Origin of the sequence: Agrococcus sp. SL85 (genome assembly GCF_026625845.1) — a bacterium.
In the GTDB taxonomy this organism is placed as follows: domain Bacteria; phylum Actinomycetota; class Actinomycetes; order Actinomycetales; family Microbacteriaceae; genus Agrococcus.
In genome coordinates this window covers 1,482,859-1,498,458 of the sequence record NZ_CP113066.1, presented here as the reverse complement: position 1 = coordinate 1,498,458, position 15,600 = coordinate 1,482,859, and the positions used below count along the sequence as shown (strand labels likewise).

14 protein-coding genes, 2 pseudogenes and 1 riboswitch are annotated in these 15,600 nt (G+C 75.4%); of the genes and pseudogenes, 13 read left to right on the top strand and 3 right to left on the bottom strand.

Translation table 11 applies throughout. The features are described 5' to 3' along the window. The first annotated feature begins 74 nt into the window (after nt 1-74). From OVA14_RS07460 to OVA14_RS07440, 5 genes and pseudogenes are all read left to right on the top strand, one after another. Nucleotides 75-893 carry a tryptophan-rich sensory protein gene (locus OVA14_RS07460; RefSeq protein WP_267503301.1) on the top strand — a complete coding sequence of 273 codons (819 nt, stop codon included), beginning with the start codon at nt 75-77 and terminating at the stop codon, nt 891-893. A gap of 64 nt (nt 894-957) precedes the next feature. Further along, nucleotides 958-1,488, top strand: a pseudogene (locus OVA14_RS13505) (ABC transporter); the annotation flags it as partial. 1,193 nt (nt 1,489-2,681) lie between these two features. Then, nucleotides 2,682-2,891, top strand: coding sequence for a hypothetical protein (locus OVA14_RS07450; protein ID WP_267503300.1), 210 nt, complete (start codon nt 2,682-2,684; stop codon nt 2,889-2,891). 75 nt (nt 2,892-2,966) lie between these two features. Then, nucleotides 2,967-3,326, top strand: a pseudogene (locus tag OVA14_RS07445) (GTPase); the annotation flags it as partial. Nucleotides 3,327-4,089: 763 nt separating this feature from the next. Further along, the gene (locus OVA14_RS07440; protein ID WP_267503299.1) at nt 4,090-4,509 is read left to right on the top strand and encodes a hypothetical protein; all 420 of its coding nucleotides are present in this window, start codon (nt 4,090-4,092) and stop codon (nt 4,507-4,509) included. Nucleotides 4,510-4,654: 145 nt separating this feature from the next. On the opposite strand, the gene ptsP is transcribed toward OVA14_RS07440, so the two are convergent. Further along, nucleotides 4,655-6,301: a phosphoenolpyruvate--protein phosphotransferase gene (gene ptsP, locus OVA14_RS07435; RefSeq protein WP_267503298.1), complete on the bottom strand. Its 1,647-nt coding sequence runs from the start codon at nt 6,299-6,301 to the stop codon at nt 4,655-4,657. A 106-nt stretch (nt 6,302-6,407) separates the two neighbouring features. Between ptsP and OVA14_RS07430 the strand changes: the two genes are divergently transcribed. The 4 genes from OVA14_RS07430 to OVA14_RS07415 are packed head-to-tail and all read left to right on the top strand — an operon-like array spanning nt 6,408 to nt 9,834. After that, nucleotides 6,408-7,373: a YihY/virulence factor BrkB family protein gene (locus OVA14_RS07430; RefSeq protein ID WP_267503297.1), complete on the top strand. Its 966-nt coding sequence runs from the start codon at nt 6,408-6,410 to the stop codon at nt 7,371-7,373. 56 nt (nt 7,374-7,429) lie between these two features. Continuing rightward, nucleotides 7,430-8,257: an exodeoxyribonuclease III gene (locus OVA14_RS07425; protein WP_267503296.1), complete on the top strand. Its 828-nt coding sequence runs from the start codon at nt 7,430-7,432 to the stop codon at nt 8,255-8,257. A gap of 9 nt (nt 8,258-8,266) precedes the next feature. Beyond that, nucleotides 8,267-9,262, top strand: a complete 996-nt coding sequence (gene trpS / locus OVA14_RS07420; protein WP_267503295.1) for a tryptophan--tRNA ligase — start codon at nt 8,267-8,269, stop codon at nt 9,260-9,262. Then, nucleotides 9,259-9,834, top strand: a complete 576-nt coding sequence (locus OVA14_RS07415; RefSeq protein ID WP_267503294.1) for a GNAT family N-acetyltransferase — start codon at nt 9,259-9,261, stop codon at nt 9,832-9,834. The genes trpS and OVA14_RS07415 overlap by 4 nt, the downstream gene beginning before the upstream one ends. 247 nt (nt 9,835-10,081) lie before the next feature. Here the strand turns inward: OVA14_RS07415 and lipA are convergent, their stop codons facing one another. Both lipA and lipB read right to left on the bottom strand, forming a co-directional pair. After that, on the bottom strand, nt 10,082-11,113 hold the full coding sequence (lipA, locus tag OVA14_RS07410; RefSeq protein WP_267505523.1) for a lipoyl synthase: 1,032 nt from the start codon (nt 11,111-11,113) through the stop codon (nt 10,082-10,084). A gap of 92 nt (nt 11,114-11,205) precedes the next feature. Continuing rightward, on the bottom strand, nt 11,206-11,892 hold the full coding sequence (lipB, locus tag OVA14_RS07405) for a lipoyl(octanoyl) transferase LipB (protein ID WP_267503293.1): 687 nt from the start codon (nt 11,890-11,892) through the stop codon (nt 11,206-11,208). 96 nt (nt 11,893-11,988) lie between these two features. Further along, nucleotides 11,989-12,116: riboswitch (FMN riboswitch) on the top strand. Between the two features lie 79 nt (nt 12,117-12,195). On the opposite strand from lipB, the gene ribD reads away from it, so the two are divergent. From ribD to ribH, 4 genes are read left to right on the top strand one after another with little or no spacing between them, the layout of a single operon-like run. Then, nucleotides 12,196-13,176, top strand: coding sequence for a bifunctional diaminohydroxyphosphoribosylaminopyrimidine deaminase/5-amino-6-(5-phosphoribosylamino)uracil reductase RibD (gene ribD, locus OVA14_RS07400; RefSeq protein ID WP_267503292.1), 981 nt, complete (start codon nt 12,196-12,198; stop codon nt 13,174-13,176). Beyond that, nucleotides 13,176-13,787, top strand: a complete 612-nt coding sequence (locus tag OVA14_RS07395) for a riboflavin synthase (protein ID WP_267503291.1) — start codon at nt 13,176-13,178, stop codon at nt 13,785-13,787. Before ribD ends, OVA14_RS07395 begins: the two co-directional genes overlap by 1 nt. Beyond that, nucleotides 13,784-15,043: a 3,4-dihydroxy-2-butanone-4-phosphate synthase gene (gene ribB, locus OVA14_RS07390; RefSeq protein WP_267503290.1), complete on the top strand. Its 1,260-nt coding sequence runs from the start codon at nt 13,784-13,786 to the stop codon at nt 15,041-15,043. Before OVA14_RS07395 ends, ribB begins: the two co-directional genes overlap by 4 nt. Next, nucleotides 15,043-15,516 carry a 6,7-dimethyl-8-ribityllumazine synthase gene (ribH, locus tag OVA14_RS07385; protein WP_267503289.1) on the top strand — a complete coding sequence of 158 codons (474 nt, stop codon included), beginning with the start codon at nt 15,043-15,045 and terminating at the stop codon, nt 15,514-15,516. The genes ribB and ribH overlap by 1 nt, the downstream gene beginning before the upstream one ends. Nucleotides 15,517-15,600 lie beyond the last annotated feature (84 nt).

Sequence of the window (15,600 nt, the reverse complement as noted above, 5' to 3'; positions counted from 1 at the left end):
CCCCTGTGGTGCGGGCCGTCGTCGTCTCCGCGCGCTCCCGGCGGGCGCGGAGGTTGGATGTGTAGCGTGCCTGCATGACGAACGTGCAGACCGCGGCGTCCCGGCCGCAGACCCGGATGGACCGCATCCGACCCTGGGCGGTGCTCGCCGCCATCCCCGTCACCCTCGCCATGGCCGGCATCGGCGGCGGCGCGATCGGCGGCTTCGAGGTGCAGAACGCGTCGGGCGGCGCCCTCTCGGCCACCGCGACGCCGCTCGCCCCCGCCTCCGGAGCGTTCTCGATCTGGAGCGTCATCTACCTGGGCCTGCTGCTCTTCGCCGTCTGGCAGCTGCTGCCCTCGAACCGCGGCAACAGGCGCGTCCGAGCCATCGGCTGGCTCGCGGTCGCCTCGCTCGTGCTGAACGCGCTGTGGATCATCGTCGCGATCGCGGGCCTCCTGCCCCTCACGGCCCTCATCATCGTCGCGCTCCTGGTGGTCGTGGCGCTCATCGTCGAGCAGCTGCGGCGCGGCCGGCCCGAGGGGCCGCTCGAGGCCGTCGTCGTCGACGGCACCTTCGGCCTCTACCTCGGCTGGGTGAGCGTCGCGACCGTCGCGAACATCGCAGCGCTGCTGGCCGACTGGGGCGTGCGCCCCGCCGCGTGGGAGGTCTGGGCCATCGTGATGCTCGTCGTCGCCGGCCTCGTCGCCGGTGCGATCGCGCTGCGCACGGGCGGGCGCATCGCGCCCTCGCTCGCCATGACCTGGGGCATCGCGTGGATCGGCGTCGGCCGGCTCACGACCGAGCCGGCGTCGTTCGCGATCGGGGTCGCCGCGGCGCTCGTGTGCGTCGCGATCGGCGCGATGACCGTCGCCGCGCGGCTCGGCCGCGGCACGCAGGCGGCGACGCTGTAGGGCTCGCCGCGCAGCGCTCGCCGCGCAGCGCTCGCCGCTCAGGAGCATCGGGCAGACTCGGGCCGTGACCGACGCGACCATCGCGGCGCTCGACCGGCTCGACGCGCTGCGCGACGCCCTGGGCGCCGTGGCCCTGCCGCTCTCGATCGCGGGCGCGGATGCCGCGCGCGACGCGCGCGCGGCCGCGGTCCGGCAGATCGACGACTACGTCCAGCCGCGGCTCGCGCACCTCGACGCTCCCCTGCTCGCCGTCGTCGGGGGCTCGACCGGCGCTGGCAAGTCGACCGTCGTGAACGGCCTCGTCGGGCTGCCCGTGACCCGCACGGGCGTCATCCGCCCGACGACGCGGCAGCCGATCCTGCTGCACGCGCCGGCCGACGCCGCGTGGTTCGGCTCGCAGCGCATCCTGCCGGGGCTCGCGCGCATCCGCGGCGCCGTGCGGGCGGCGCCGGCGAGCGAGGCGGGCGAGGATCCGGATGCCGCGCTCATCGGCTCGGTCGTGCTCGTCGCCGACGCTCGGGTGCCCGCGGGCCTCGCGATCCTCGATGCGCCCGACGTCGACTCCATCGCCGACGAGAACCGCGCGCTCGCCGCGCAGCTGCTCGCGGCGGCCGACCTCTGGCTCTTCGCCACGACCGCCAACCGCTATGCGGATGCCGTGCCGTGGCGGCTGCTCGACGACGCCGCCGCGCGCGACATCACCGTCGGCATCGTGCTGAACCGCGTGCCCGCGGGCGCCGAGGACGAGGTGGAGGCGGACCTCCGCCAGATGCTCGGCGAGCGGGGCCTCGGCGCCGCTCCCGTCTTCGTGGTGCCGGAGTCGCCCCTCGACGAGCGGGGCATGCTCGGGCCGGAGCGGGTGGCCGGCATCCGCAGCCTGGCTCGCCGGCATCGCGGGCGACCGCGCCGAGCGCGCCCGCGTCGCCGGCCGCACGCTCGCGGGCGCCGTCGACCGGCTCGCGGTGACCGCGCGCGCCGTCGCCGACGCTCGCGACGAGCAGCTCGTGACCGCGACCGACCTCCGGGGCACGATCGACGACGCGCACCGCGACGCCGCCGCCCGCATCGGCGACGCCACGAAGGACGGCGCGCTGCTCCGCGGCGAGGTGCTGGCCCGCTGGCAGGACTTCGTCGGCACGAGCGACGTCTTCCGCTCGGTCGAGTCGTGGTTCTCGCGCACGCGCGACCAGGTCACCGCGTGGTTCCAGGGGCGCCCGGCACCCACCGTCGAGGTGGAGCGCGAGCTCGAGAGCGGCCTCCACGCCGTCATGGTCGACGAGGCCGAGCGCGCCGCCGCCGACGCCTGGCAGCGCATCCGGCGCAGCGCCGCGGGCCGCGAGCTCACCGCGGGCCACGACCTCTCGCACGCCTCCCCCGATCTCGCCGAGCGCTCCGCCCGCCTCGTGCGCGACTGGCAGCAGGGCCTCGTCGAGCTCGTCTCGGAGCAGGCGGCCGGCAAGCGCACGAGGGCGCGCGTCATGTCGCTCGGCCTCAACGCCATCACGGTCGCCCTCATGGTCGTCGTGTTCGCCGCGACGGGCGGGCTGACGGGCGGCGAGCTGGCGATCGCGGGCGGCTCGGCCGTCGTCGGCCAGAAGCTGCTCGAGACGATCTTCGGCGAGGACGCCGTGCGGCGGCTCGCGGCAGAGGCGCGCGCCGACCTCGAGCGGCGCGTCGGCGCGCTGCTCGACGAGGAGGCGGCGCGGTGGGATGCGCTGCTCGGCCCGGTCGAGGCGGGCGCCCACGGCGACGCCCTGCGCGACGCGGCCGCCGAGGCTCGTCGCGGCGATGGCGGCGGTGGAGCGGCCGGACGCCGGCCCCTCCCGCGCGCTCGAGCGCAGCGACCTCGTGGAGGGCGAGGCGATCGACGACGAGGCGGAGGCGACCGAGGCCGACGCGGCGACGGAGGTCGAGGTCGAGGCGGAGGCCGGGGAGCAGCGCGCGCTGGAGCCCGGCGCCGACAGCGAGGGCTGGCGCGGCCCGGGGCGCGCGCCGTGAGCCGCCGGGCGGAGCCCGACGTCGACGCGCTGCTCGCGGCGCTCGCCGAGGCGGTCGAGCCTGGGCGAGGGCCGCGTGCCCGAGGCCGAGCTCGCCGCCGCGCGCCGCGTCGCCGATCGCGCGCGGGAGCGTCGAGCGCGCTCCTCGGCGCACACGGTCGTGGGCTTCTTCGGCGCCACGGGCTCGGGCAAGTCCTCGCTCCTGAACGCCGTCGCGGGCGAGGCCGTCGCCCGCACGCACGTGCGCCGTCCCACGACCTCCGAGGCGCTCGCCGCCGTCTGGGAGCCGCACGGGGCGGCGCCGCTGCTCGACTGGCTCGAGGTGCGCGAGCGGCGCATCATGGATCGGCCCTTCGCGGGCGACGCGGCGCTGCCCGTCGTGCTCATCGACCTGCCCGACTTCGACTCCGTCGCCCTCGAGCACCGCGCGATCGCCGAGCGCCTCGCGGGCCAGGTCGACGTGCTCGTGTGGGTCGTGGATCCGCAGAAGTACGCCGACGCCGTCATCCACCGCGACTTCATCGCCCCGCTCGCGACGCACGCTGCGGTCACCGCCGTGGTGCTCAACCAGGTCGACCTGCTGCCGCCCGCCGAGGTGCCGCGCGTCGCGGCCTCGCTCGGCGGTGTGCTGCGCAGCGACGGGCTCCAGCGCGTCGAGGTGCTGCCGGTCTCGGCCCGCTCAGGCGAGGGCGTGGAGGCGCTGCGGCAGCGGATCGCGCGGTTCGCCGAGGGGCGTCGCGCAGCCTCGGAGCGGCTCGCGGCCGACGCCCGGGCGAGCGCGGCACGACTGGGGGCCGCCGGCACGCCGGGAGCGCTGCGGAAGGCAGAGGCGCAGGCGCTCGAGCACGGGCTCGCAGAGGCGGCGCGCGCGGATGCGGTGGCGCAGGCAGTGGCGGGCTCGTACCGGAAGCGCGCGGGGCAGGTCACGGGCTGGCCCGTGACCGCCTGGCTGCTGCGGCTCTCGCCCGATCCGCTGCGGCGCCTGCACCTCGCGGTGGGCCGCGAGCGCGGTCGCGACGCCGACCTGCATCGCACCTCGCTGCCGCCCATGGGGCCGGCGCAGCGCGCGCAGGCCGGCCAGGCGGTGCGCGGCTACGCCGATGCGGCGGCCGCGGGGCTCGCCGACGGATGGGTCACGGCGATCCGGGAGCGCTCGGCGGAGGCGCTCGACGCGCTGCCGGCCGAGTCTCGACCGCGCCGTGGCGCGCACCGACCTCGGGGCGCGCGGGTCCTGGTGGTGGCCGCTGCTGGGCGCGATCCAGTGGCTCGCGCTCGTCGCCGCGGTCGTGGGCGGCGTGTGGCTGCTGCTGCCGGTGGTGCTGCCGCTGTGGGGCATGGTGGCGCCGACGATCCCGCAGGTGGCGGGCACCGGCACGTGGCTCGACGGGTGGCCGGTGCCGCTGCTGGCGCTGCTCGGCGGGGTCGCCCTCGGCGTGCTGCTCGGGCTCCTCGGCGCGCTGCTCGGCGGCGCGATCGGGGCGGCGCGGCGGGCACGCGCCCGGCGGCGGCTGCAGGCGCAGGTGCGCGTCGTGGCGCAGGAGGTCGTGGTCGCGCCGATCGAGGCGGAGCGCGAGCGCGCTCGCGCGTTCGCGGCCGCCGTCGCCCGCGTCGTGGGCTGATCGGAGCACCGGCACGCGCGCAACCGACCGTCGGTCGAGGAGCGCGCGGCGCAGCCGCACGCGTCACGAGACCTGCGCGCCCGGCAGAGCCTCGTGACGGCAGCGCCTCCGGCAGCGCCTCCTCGACCAGCGAGGAAGGTCCGGCTCAGCCGGCCGCCCGCTCCCGCGCCTCGGCGGCCGAGCGCGCAGCGATCGCGCGGGCGGCGCGCGCGCGCGCCTCCTCGAGCGTCACCGTGAGCAGCTCGGCGCGCACGTCGGCGAGCGCCGAGGGGCTCATCGACAGCGAGGTGACGCCGAGGCCCACGAGCACGACCGCGAGCGCCGGGTCGGCCGCCGCCTCGCCGCAGACGCCCACGGGCTTGCCGCTCGCGGCGCCCGCCTCGCCGAGCAGCTTGACGAGGCGCAGCACCGCCGGGTGCCACGGGTCCTGGAACGACGAGACCGAGCCGAGCTGGCGGTCGGCCGCCATCGTGTACTGCGTCAGGTCGTTCGTGCCGATCGAGACGAAGTCGGCGGCCTCGAGCACCTGGTCGGCGAGCACGGCGATCGAGGGCACCTCCGCCATCGCGCCCACCGTGCGGAGCCCCAGCTCGCGCCCGAGCGCCACGAAGTACTCGGTCTCCTCGACGTCGGCGATCATCGGCGCCATGACCCACAGCTCGGCCTCGGTCGCGCCCTGCGCGTGCGCGAGCGCCGTGAGCTGGTCGCGGAGGATCTGCTCCGAGGCGCGCAGCGCCCGGATGCCGCGCAGGCCCAGCGCAGGGTTCTCCTCGTGCGCGTCGTTGAGGAACGCCAGCGGCTTGTCGGCGCCGGCGTCGAGCGCGCGCACGACGACCTTCTTCCCGGGGAACGCCTGCAGCAGCTCGGTGTACGCGGCGGTCTGCTGCTCGACGGTCGGCGCCGAGGCCGCGTCGAGGAAGAGGAACTCGGTGCGGAACAGGCCCACGCCCTCCGCGCCCAGCGCGACCGCGTTCGCGGCCTCCTTGGGCGAGCCGAGGTTCGCGAGCAGCGGCACCTTCGTGCCGTCGGCGAGGGCGCCGTCGGTGATGGGTGCCGAGGCGGCGGCGAGGCGCTCCTCGCGCTCGGCGCGCGCCGCGGCGATCGCGTCGTCGGAGGGATCGAGCTCGATGGAGCCCGTGCGTGCGTCGACGATGGCGCGCTGGCCGTCGCGCACGGCGTCGAGCAGGCCCGTGACGCCCACGACGGCAGGCAGCGACTTCGAGCGCGCCAGGATCGCCGTGTGCGACGTGGGGCCGCCGTCCTGCGTGACGAGCGCGAGCGTCTTCTCGAGGTCGAGCGTCGCCGTGTCGGCGGGCGCGAGGTCGCGCGCCACGAGGATGAAGGGCTCCTCGGAGGCGGGCACGCCCGGCGCGGGCACGCCGCGGAGCCGCGCGACGACGCGCTGGGCGACGTCGTCGAGGTCGGTGGCGCGCTCGGCCATGTAGCCGCCCATCGAGAGGAGCAGGTCGCGGAAGCCGCCGTAGGCGTCCCACGTCGCGCGCTCGGCGTTCGCGCCGGCGTCCATGCGGGCGCGGACGTCGTCGAGGATCGCGGGATCCTGCGCCATGAGGGCGGCCGCCTCGAGCACCTGCTGGGCCTCGCCGCCCGCGGACGCGGCACGGGCGAGCAGCTCGGCCGCCACGTCCCCGAGCGCGGCCTGCACGCGCGCCTGCTCCTCCTCGACGGGCGCCGAGAGCGGCGCGTCGCCAGGAGGCGCGAGCGGCTCCGGCATCCGCAGCACCTTCGCGGCGGCGATGCCGCGACCGACCCCGACCCCTGAGAGCGCACTCATGCGGCCACACTACGCTGGCGGCCTGGCAGGTCGCGAACGAGCCCCACGACGACGAGCCGCACGAGCAGACCGGAGCGCCGGCGGCGCCTGCGACGAGGAGGCACGCATGCAGCAGCTCATCCAGCGGATCATGGCCTCGCGCGCCATGAAGGCGTGGCAGCGCTTCGCCGAGGAGCGCGGGCCCGTGCTCTCGCAGGGCATGACGCTGTCGGCCTTCCTCTCGCTCTTCGCGGCCCTGTTCGTGGCGTTCACGGTCTTCGTCGCGGTGCTCGGCAACAACGTCGTGCTGCGCGACGCCGTCATCGACTCGATCGCCGGCGCGATCCCCGGCCTCATCGGCGACAACGGCGCGATCGACGTCGACCAGCTCACGCAGTCCCGCGCCCTCGACATCGCCGGCGTGGTGGCGGGCCTCTCGATCCTCGTGACGGCGATCGCGTGGATCGGCGTGAGCCGGGAGGGGTTCCGGGCCATGTTCGGGCTCGGCGCGCCCCCGTCGAACGCCGTGGTGCTGAAGCTCGGCGACCTCGGGGTGGCCGTCGCCCTCGGCCTGCTCGTGCTGGTCTCCGCGGGCGTGCTCGTGGTGACCGACTCGCTCGCCGACGCGCTCGGCCTCGGCTGGGCCTCCGGCCTCGTCGGCATCGCGGTGCAGCTGGCGCTCGACACCGCGATCGTGCTGCTGCTGTTCCGCTTCGGCGGCCGGCTGCGGCTGCCCGCCGCGCAGATCGTGCCCGCGGCGCTCGTGTGCGCCCTCGCGTTCCTCGCCCTGAAGCTGCTCGCCTCGCGCCTCTTCGGCGCCGTCGAGAACAACCCGCTGCTCGCGGGCATCGCCGCGCCCGTCATCATCCTCATCTGGCTGGGCTTCATCATGCAGGTGCTCATGCTCGTGCTCGCCTACGTCGCGGTCGGCGCGCACGGGCGGGCCTACACGCGGCTCGTGCAGGCCGGCGGCATCGACGCGCAGCTCACGAAGGCGGACGCGAAGCGGCTGCTCGAGGAGGTGCGCGCGAACCGCCGCGCGGGCGGCGACATCGCCGACCTCAACCGCAGGCTCGTGCGGAAGCGGCGCTGAGCCCGCCGCACGGCGATCGGCCCGAGGGCGTCGGCGGGCCTCGGTAGGCTCGGAGCATGGTCCGCATCGCCTCCGTCAACGTCAACGGCGTGCGCGCCGCGTTCCGCAAGGGCATGGGCGAGTGGCTCGAGGCCGGCGGCTTCGACATCGTCGCGCTGCAGGAGGTGCGCGCGCAGGACGAGGACCTCATCCCCCTCGTGCCCGGCTGGCACGTGCTCCACGACCCGGCCACCGCGAAGGGCCGCGCGGGCGTCGCCGTGCTCTCGCGCCAGCCGTCGATCGGGCACCGCACCGACATCGGCCTCACGACCTTCGACACGAAGGGCCGCTGGCTCGAGGCCGACTTCCTCGTCGGCGAGGTGCCGCTCACGGTCGTCTCGACCTACGTGCACTCGGGCGAGGTCGGCAGCCCCAAGCAGGACGACAAGTACCGCTTCCTCGACTCCATGGCGAAGCGCCTGCCGAAGCTGCGCGAGCACAGCGACCACGTCGTCGTGATGGGCGACTTCAACGTGGGCCACACCGAGCTCGACATCAAGAACTGGCGCGCCAACCGCAAGAACGCCGGCTTCCTGCCGGAGGAGCGCTCGTACCTCGACCGCTTCCTCGGCACCGGCATGGTCACGGGCGCCGACGGCGTCCGCGGCCGCGGCCACGGCTGGGTCGACGTGGGCCGCGCCCACCACCCGGGCGTCGACGGCCCGTACACGTGGTGGTCGCAGCGCGGCAAGGCCTTCGACACCGACACCGGCTGGCGCATCGACTACCAGATGGCCACCCCCGCGCTCGCGGCGACGGCGCGCGACTACCGCGTCGACCGCGCCAGCGCCTACGACGCGCGATGGTCCGACCACGCGCCCGTCATCGTCGACTACGACCTCTAGGAAGCATCCATGGCACTCCCCCGCCTCTACTCGGGGATGCAGCCCTCGTCGGGCTCGCTCCACCTCGGCAACTACATCGGCGCGCTGCAGCAGTGGCGCGCGATGCAGGACGACTTCGACGCGTTCTTCTCGATCGTCGACCTGCACGCCATCACCGTCCCGCAGGACCCGACGGTGCTGCGCGAGCAGGTGCGCACCCTCGCGGCGCAGTACATCGCGGGCGGCATCGACCCGGACCGCTCGTGCCTCTACGTGCAGTCGCACGTGGCCGCGCACGCGCAGCTGCAGTGGCTGCTCTCGACGATCACGGGCTTCGGCGAGGCCAGCCGGATGACGCAGTTCAAGGACAAGACCGCCAAGGGCGGGCAGGAGGCGGCCTCGGTGGGCCTGTTCACCTACCCGATCCTCATGGCGGCCGACATCCTGCTCTACGACACCCAGGTGGTGCCGGTCGGCGACGACCAGAAGCAGCACGTCGAGCTCACGCGCGACCTCGCGGAGCGCTTCAACAAGCGCTTCGGGACGACCTTCACCGTGCCGAAGCCCGTCATCCTCGACTCCGGCGCGCGCATCTACGACCTGCAGAACCCGGTCTCGAAGATGTCGAAGTCGGCCGAGACCGACAAGGGCGTCGTGTGGCTGCTCGACGAGCCCGCGCGCACCGCGAAGAAGATCCGCTCCGCGGTCACCGACACCGAGGGCTCGATCCGCGCCGACAAGGCCGCGAAGCCGGGCGTCACGAACCTGCTCGGCATCCTCGCCGCCACCACCGGCCGCGGCGTCGACGACCTGGCGGCCGAGCACGACGGCCAGGGCTACGGCGCCTTCAAGACCGCCGTCGCGGACGCCGTGGTCGCCGAGCTCGCGCCCGTGCGCGAGCGCACGCTCGAGCTGCTCGCCGACCCGGCCGAGCTCGACCGGCTCCTCGCACACAATGCCGAGCGCGCCGCCGAGGTGGCCGACGCGACGCTCGGCCGAGCGCTGGAGGCGATGGGGCTCCGATGACCGCGCCGCTCGCCGGCCCGTCGCTGCCGGTCCTCGGCAGCCGCGGGATGCTCACCGCCCTTCGCGAGGGCGACGTCGACCGCGTGCTCGAGGCGTGCACGACGCCCGCCGCCGAGCGCTGGCTCGAGACGCCCGTGCCCTACCGCCGCGCCGACGCGGAGGCGTTCGTGCGCGAGTTCGTGCCCGCGGGCTGGCGCGGCGAGCACGACGAGCGCGTCTGGGCGATCCGAGAGAGCCTGCACGGCCCGCTCATGGGCGTCCTGGGCCTCCGCGAGGGCTCCGTCGAGGTGGGCTTCTGGCTCCACCCGGAGGGCCAGGGTCGCGGCCTCATGGCCGACGCCGTGCGCGCGGCCGTGGGGCACGCCGACGGCTGCCTCACCTGGCCGGAGGTGCGCTGGGCCTGCTACGTGGGCAACACGGCCTCGATGCGGGTGGCGAAGGCGGCCGGCTTCTCGTACCTCGGCGTGCGCGAGGGCCTGCACCGGGGCGTCCCCGAGCAGCAGCACCACGCCGTTCGGCCCTCGTCGGGCGAGGCGCCCGCCGAGGCCCTCCCCTGGCCCGACCTGGGCTGACCTGGCCCGACCCTCTCGGGACGCCGCCGCCGCACCGGCGGCCGGTGTGGTCGCTCCGCGCCCCGTCTGTGGTCGCTTCGCGCCCGTCGGCGCGCGCGCCAGGGGCGCGAACCGACCACACCGCAACGCGTCGCTGCCCGGTGTGGTCGCTCCGCGCCCCGACTGTGGTCGCTTCGCGCCCGTCGGCGCGCGCGCGCCAGGGGCGCGAAGCGACCACACCACGTGCCGGGCCGAGGGGACTGCCGCGTCAGCGGGCGTTGTTCGTGATGCCCGACGAGACCGGCGCGGCCGCGGCGGCGGGGATGCGCTCGAGCGCGGATGCGGGCGCGAGCGAGCCCGAGGACGAGGCGCCCATGCCCGTGATGATCGGCTCCGGCGCCGCGCCGCCGCGCACCGCGAGCGCCTGCGCGTAGAGGCGGCCTGCGCGGTAGCTCGAGCGCACGAGCGGGCCCGACATCACGCCCGCGTACCCCATGCCCATCGCCAGCTCGCCGAGCTCGGCGAAGCGCTCGGGCTCCACCCAGCGGTCCACGGGGTGGTGCCGCGGCGAGGGCCGCAGGTACTGCGTGATCGTGATGAGCTCGACGCCCGCGTCGTGCAGCTCCTGCAGGGTCTCCACGACCTCCTCGTCGGTCTCGCCCATGCCGAGGATGAGGTTCGACTTCGTCACGAGGCCGTCCTCGCGGCTCCAGCGCAGCACGTCGAGGCTGCGCTCGAAGCGGAAGCCGGGGCGGATGCGCCGGAAGATGCGCGGCACCGTCTCGACGTTGTGCGCGAAGACCTCGGGCCTGGTGTCGAACAGCTGCTGGAGCAGGTGCCGGTGGCCGGTGAAGTCGGGGGCGAGCATCTCGACGCCCACGCCGGGGTTCGCGGCGTGGATCTGCCGCACGGTCTCGGCGTAGAGCCAGATGCCCTCGTCGTCGAGGTCGTCGCGGCAGACGCCGGTCACGGTCGCGTAGCGCAGTCCCATGGTGCGCACCGACTCCGCGACGCGGAACGGCTCCATGCGATCGAGGAGGGCGGGCTTGCCCGTGTCGATCTGGCAGAAGTCGCAGCGGCGCGTGCACTGATCGCCGCCGATGAGGAAGGTGGCCTCGCGGTCCTCCCAGCACTCGAAGATGTTGGGGCAGCCCGCCGACTGGCAGACGGTGTGCAGCTCCTGGTCGCGCACGAGCTCCTGCAGCTCGGTGTACTGCGGGCCCATGCGCGCCCGCGTCTTGATCCACGGGGGCTTCCGCTCGATGGGCGTCTGCGCGTTGCGCGCCTCGAGCCGCAGCATGCGACGGCCCTGCGGCTCGACCCGGCCTCCGCCCTGCGCCTCCTCACGGCCTCCGCCCTGCGCCTCGATCCGACCTGCGTCCTGCGCGAGCGTCATGCGGGCACCGCCTCGCGGGCGACGACGGGCACGGGGCGCGTGGCGACGCCCACGCTCTCGAAGGGCTCGAAGGTCAGCAGCGGCTCGAGCGCCGCGGCGTACGCGCGACCCATCGCCTCGACCCCGGGGCTCCGTCCGGTCTCGAGCGCGAGGGTCGTGACGCCCGCGTCGGCGATGCCGCACGGCACGATCGCCTCGAAGGGCGCGAGCGCGTTCTCGACGTTGATGGCGACGCCGTGGAGCGAGGTGCGGCGCTCCACGCGGACGCCCACCTGGGCGACCTTGCGCTCCCCCGCGTCGTCGGCGATCCACACGCCCGCGCGGCCGGCGATGCGCCCGGTGGCGAGGTCGTGGGCGGCGAGGGCGCGGATCGCGGCCTCCTCGAGGCGCCGCACCCAGTCGACGACGCGGACGGCCTCCGGCAGGGCGACGATCGGGTAGGCGACGAGCTGCCCGGGGCCGTGCCAGGTGATGCGGCCCCCGCGGTCGACCTCGATGACCTCGCTGCCGTCGGTGGGCAGGTCGCCCGGCTGGGTCGAGGTGCCGGCGGTGTAGACGCTCGCGTGCTCGAGGAGCAGCAGGGTGGGGCCGCGCGTGCCGTCGGCGACCTCGGCGTGGAGGCGCCGCTGCAGCGCGTAGGTCTCGCGATGATCGGCGCCCTCGCCGAGCCAGGTGGTCTCCATGCCGCTCCCGTCCTCAGATTTCTGCACTGAGTATGACAATAGCGCGCGCGGCCGCGGGAATGGGGCTCGCAGATCGCGAGTTGTAGGCTGGGAGTGCAACGTGCCCGGGGTCAGTGCAAGTCTGAACCGGCGGTGAGAGTCCGCGACCCGATCGGTGTCCCGATCGGTTGAGCTGGTGGAATTCCAGCACCGACGGTGAGAGTCCGGATGGGAGGCGCACGTGGGGTCGTCCGCGACCCCATATCCCCGCGCGCGTTCGGAGAGGACGTCATGCCAGGGATCTCGCCAGCGGAGCAGGCCGCGATGGCCCGCGCCCGCGAGCTCGCGCTGCGCGGACCCCGCGGCATCAACCCGCAGGTGGGCGCCGTCCTGCTCTCCCCCGCCGGCGACGTGCTCGCCGAGGGCTGGCACCGCGGCGCTGGCACCCCCCACGCCGAGGTCGACGCGCTCTCGCGCCTCGCCCCGGGCGCCGCGCGCGGCGCGACCGCCGTCGTCACGCTCGAGCCCTGCAACCACACCGGTCGCACGGGCCCCTGCGCGGAGGCGCTGCTCGAGGCCGGCATCGCGCGCGTCGTCCACGCCGCCGCAGACCCCGGCGAGGCCTCGAGCGGCGGCGCGGCGCGGCTCGCGGCAGCGGGCGTCGCGGTCGAGCGCACGGGCGAGCCCGAGGGCGAGGCGCTCATCGCCGACTGGCTCTTCGTGCAGCGCACCGGCCGCCCGCGCGTCACCGTGAAGTGGGCGCAGTCGCTCGACGGCCGCGCGGCCGCGGCCGACGGCACGAGCCGCTGGATCACCGGCCCCGAGGCTCGCGCGCACGTGCACCGCGAGCGCGCGGCCCACGACGCCATCGCCGTCGGCACCGGCACCGTGCTCGCCGACGACCCGCAGCTCACCGCCCGCATCGACGGCGAGGACGCGCCGCAGCCGCTGCCCGTCGTCTTCGGCGACCGGCCCGTGCCCGAGGATGCGGCCCTCCGCCGCCACCCGCGGGGCCTGCGCACGGCCTCCCGCGACCTCGAGCGCGAGCTCCGCGCGCTCGCCGCCGACGGCATCCAGACCCTCTACGTCGAGGGCGGGCCGACGCTCGCGAGCGCCTTCCTGCGCGCGGGCCTCGCCGACCGCCTCACCGTCTACCTCGCGCCCACCCTCCTCGGAGGCCCGCGCACCGCCCTCGACGACCTCGGCGTCGGGACGATCGACGAGCAGCGCCGCCTCGCGGTGACCCGGCTCGAGCACCTCGGCCGCGACCTCCTGGTCGAGGCCACGACAGAGAAGGAGCGGTGATGTTCACCGGCATCATCGAAGAGCTCGGCGAGGTCGTCTCGCTCGAGCGCGCAGGCGAGGCATGGCGCCTCACGGTCCGCGGCCCGCTCGCCGTGAGCGACGCCGGCCACGGCGACTCGATCGCGGTGAACGGCCTGTGCCTCACCGTCGTCGAGCAGACGGCCGACAGCTTCACCGCCGACGTCATGCAGGTCTCGGTCGACATGTCGACCCTCGCCGACCGCAGCGCCGGCGACCGCGTGAACCTCGAGCGCGCCGCCGCCCTCGGCAGCCGCCTCGGCGGGCACATCGTGCAGGGCCACATCGACGGCACCGCGCGCGTCGTCGCGGTCAGCGACGGCGACGGCCAGCGCACCGTGCGCTTCGGGCTCGACCCCGCGCTCGCGCACCTCGTGGTGCGCAAGGGCTCGATCGCCGTCGACGGCGTGAGCCTCACGGTCTCGGCCGTCAGCGAGGCCGCCGAGGCCGAGCAGTGGTTCGAGGTCTCGCTCATCCCCGAGACGCTCGTCGCCACCACGCTCGGCGCGCTCGCCGAGGGCGATCGCGCGAACATCGAGACCGACATCGTCGCTCGCCACGTCGAGCGCATGCTCCAGCGGGAGGGCCGATGAGCATCACCACCATCGACGCGGCGATCGCCGCGCTGCGCGAGGGACGACCCGTGATCGTCGTCGACGACGAGGGCCGCGAGAACGAGGGCGACCTCGTGCTCTCCGCCCAGCTCGCCACCGCGGAGACGATCGCGTTCCTCGTGCGCCACACCTCCGGCTACCTGTGCGCGCCGCTCACGGGCGAGCGCGCCGACGCGCTCGCGCTGCCGCTCATGGTGCTCGAGAACGAGGACGCGCGGCAGACCGCCTACACGGTGACCGTCGACGCCGCCGATCGCGCCACCACGGGCATCTCGGCCGACGACCGCGCGCACACGCTGCGCGTGCTCGCCGACCCGGCCTCCACCCCCGCGAGCCTGCGGCGCCCGGGCCACATCGTGCCGCTGCGGGCCGTCGAGGGCGGCGTGCGCGCGCGGGCCGGGCACACCGAGGCCACGGTCGAGCTGCTGCAGCTCGCGGGCCTCGCGCCCGTCGGCGTCATCGGCGAGCTCGTCGAGGACGACGGCGAGATGCGGCGCCTGCCCTCGCTCATCCGCTTCGGCGAGGAGCACGACCTCCCCGTCATCACGATCGAGGACCTCATCGAGCACCTCGACGCCGGCGGCCTCCCCTCCGCGTGCCGCGGCCGCGACGCCGCCGAGACCGCGCGCGTCTCGTTCGAGGTCGAGACGCGCGTGCCCACGCGATTCGGCACGTTCCGGATCGCCGCCTACCGCGATCGCCAGACCGGCGCCGACCACGTCGCGATCATCGCGGGCGAGCTCGGCGCCGAGGCGCTCGTGCGCGTGCACTCGGAGTGCCTGACGGGCGAGGCGCTGCACTCGCTGAAGTGCGAGTGCGGCCCGCAGCTCGACGCCGCGCTGCAGGAGATCCAGGCGGCCGGCGCCGGCATGGTCGTGTACCTGCGCGGCCAGGAGGGCCGCGGGATCGGCCTCATCAACAAGCTGAAGGCGTACCGCCTGCAGGAGGACGGCCTCGACACCCTCGACGCCAACATCGCCCTGGGCCTGCCCGCCGATGCGCGCGAGTACGGGGCGGCCGCCGCGATCATCCGGCAGCAGGGGGTGGAGCGGGTGCGCCTGCTCTCGAACAACCCCCTGAAGCGCGAGGAGCTGGAGGCGCACGGCGTCGACGTCACCGAGCTCGTGCCGCTCGTCGTCGGCGTCGGCGAGTTCAACGCCCACTACCTGGAGGCGAAGCGGGACCGCATGGGCCACCGCCTCCCCGAGATCATCGAGCGGACAGGAGAGGCCTGATGGCCGGAGCAGGATCCCCCACGAACCACGGCCTCGACGGCTCGGGCCTGCGGGTCGCGATCGTCCACGGCCGCTGGCACACGACGATCGCCGACGGCCTGCTCGAGGGCGCGCGGCGCGCGCTCGCCGAGATGGGTGCCGAGGTCGTCGAGCTGCCGGTGCCGGGAGCCTTCGAGCTGCCGGTCGTCGCGCAGGCGGCGCTCGAGGCGGGCGCCGACGGCGCCGTCGCGCTCGGCGTCATCGTCCGCGGCGGCACGCCCCACTTCGAGTACGTCGCGCAGGCCGCGACCGTCGGCCTCACGGAGGTCGCGATCCGCACGGGCAAGCCGGTCGGCTTCGGCGTGCTGACGACCGACGACGAGCAGCAGGGCCTCGACCGCGCGGGCCTGCCGGGCTCGAAGGAGGACAAGGGCCGCGAGGCCGCCGAGGCGGTCGTCGAGGCCGCGCTCGCGCTCCGCTCGATCCGCGGCTGAGCCGCGCCCGGGCCCGGCGGTCACGCGGGGCCCGGGTTCCGGGCTAGCCTGGTCGATGCCGCCTCCTGGGATCGACGACGCTCC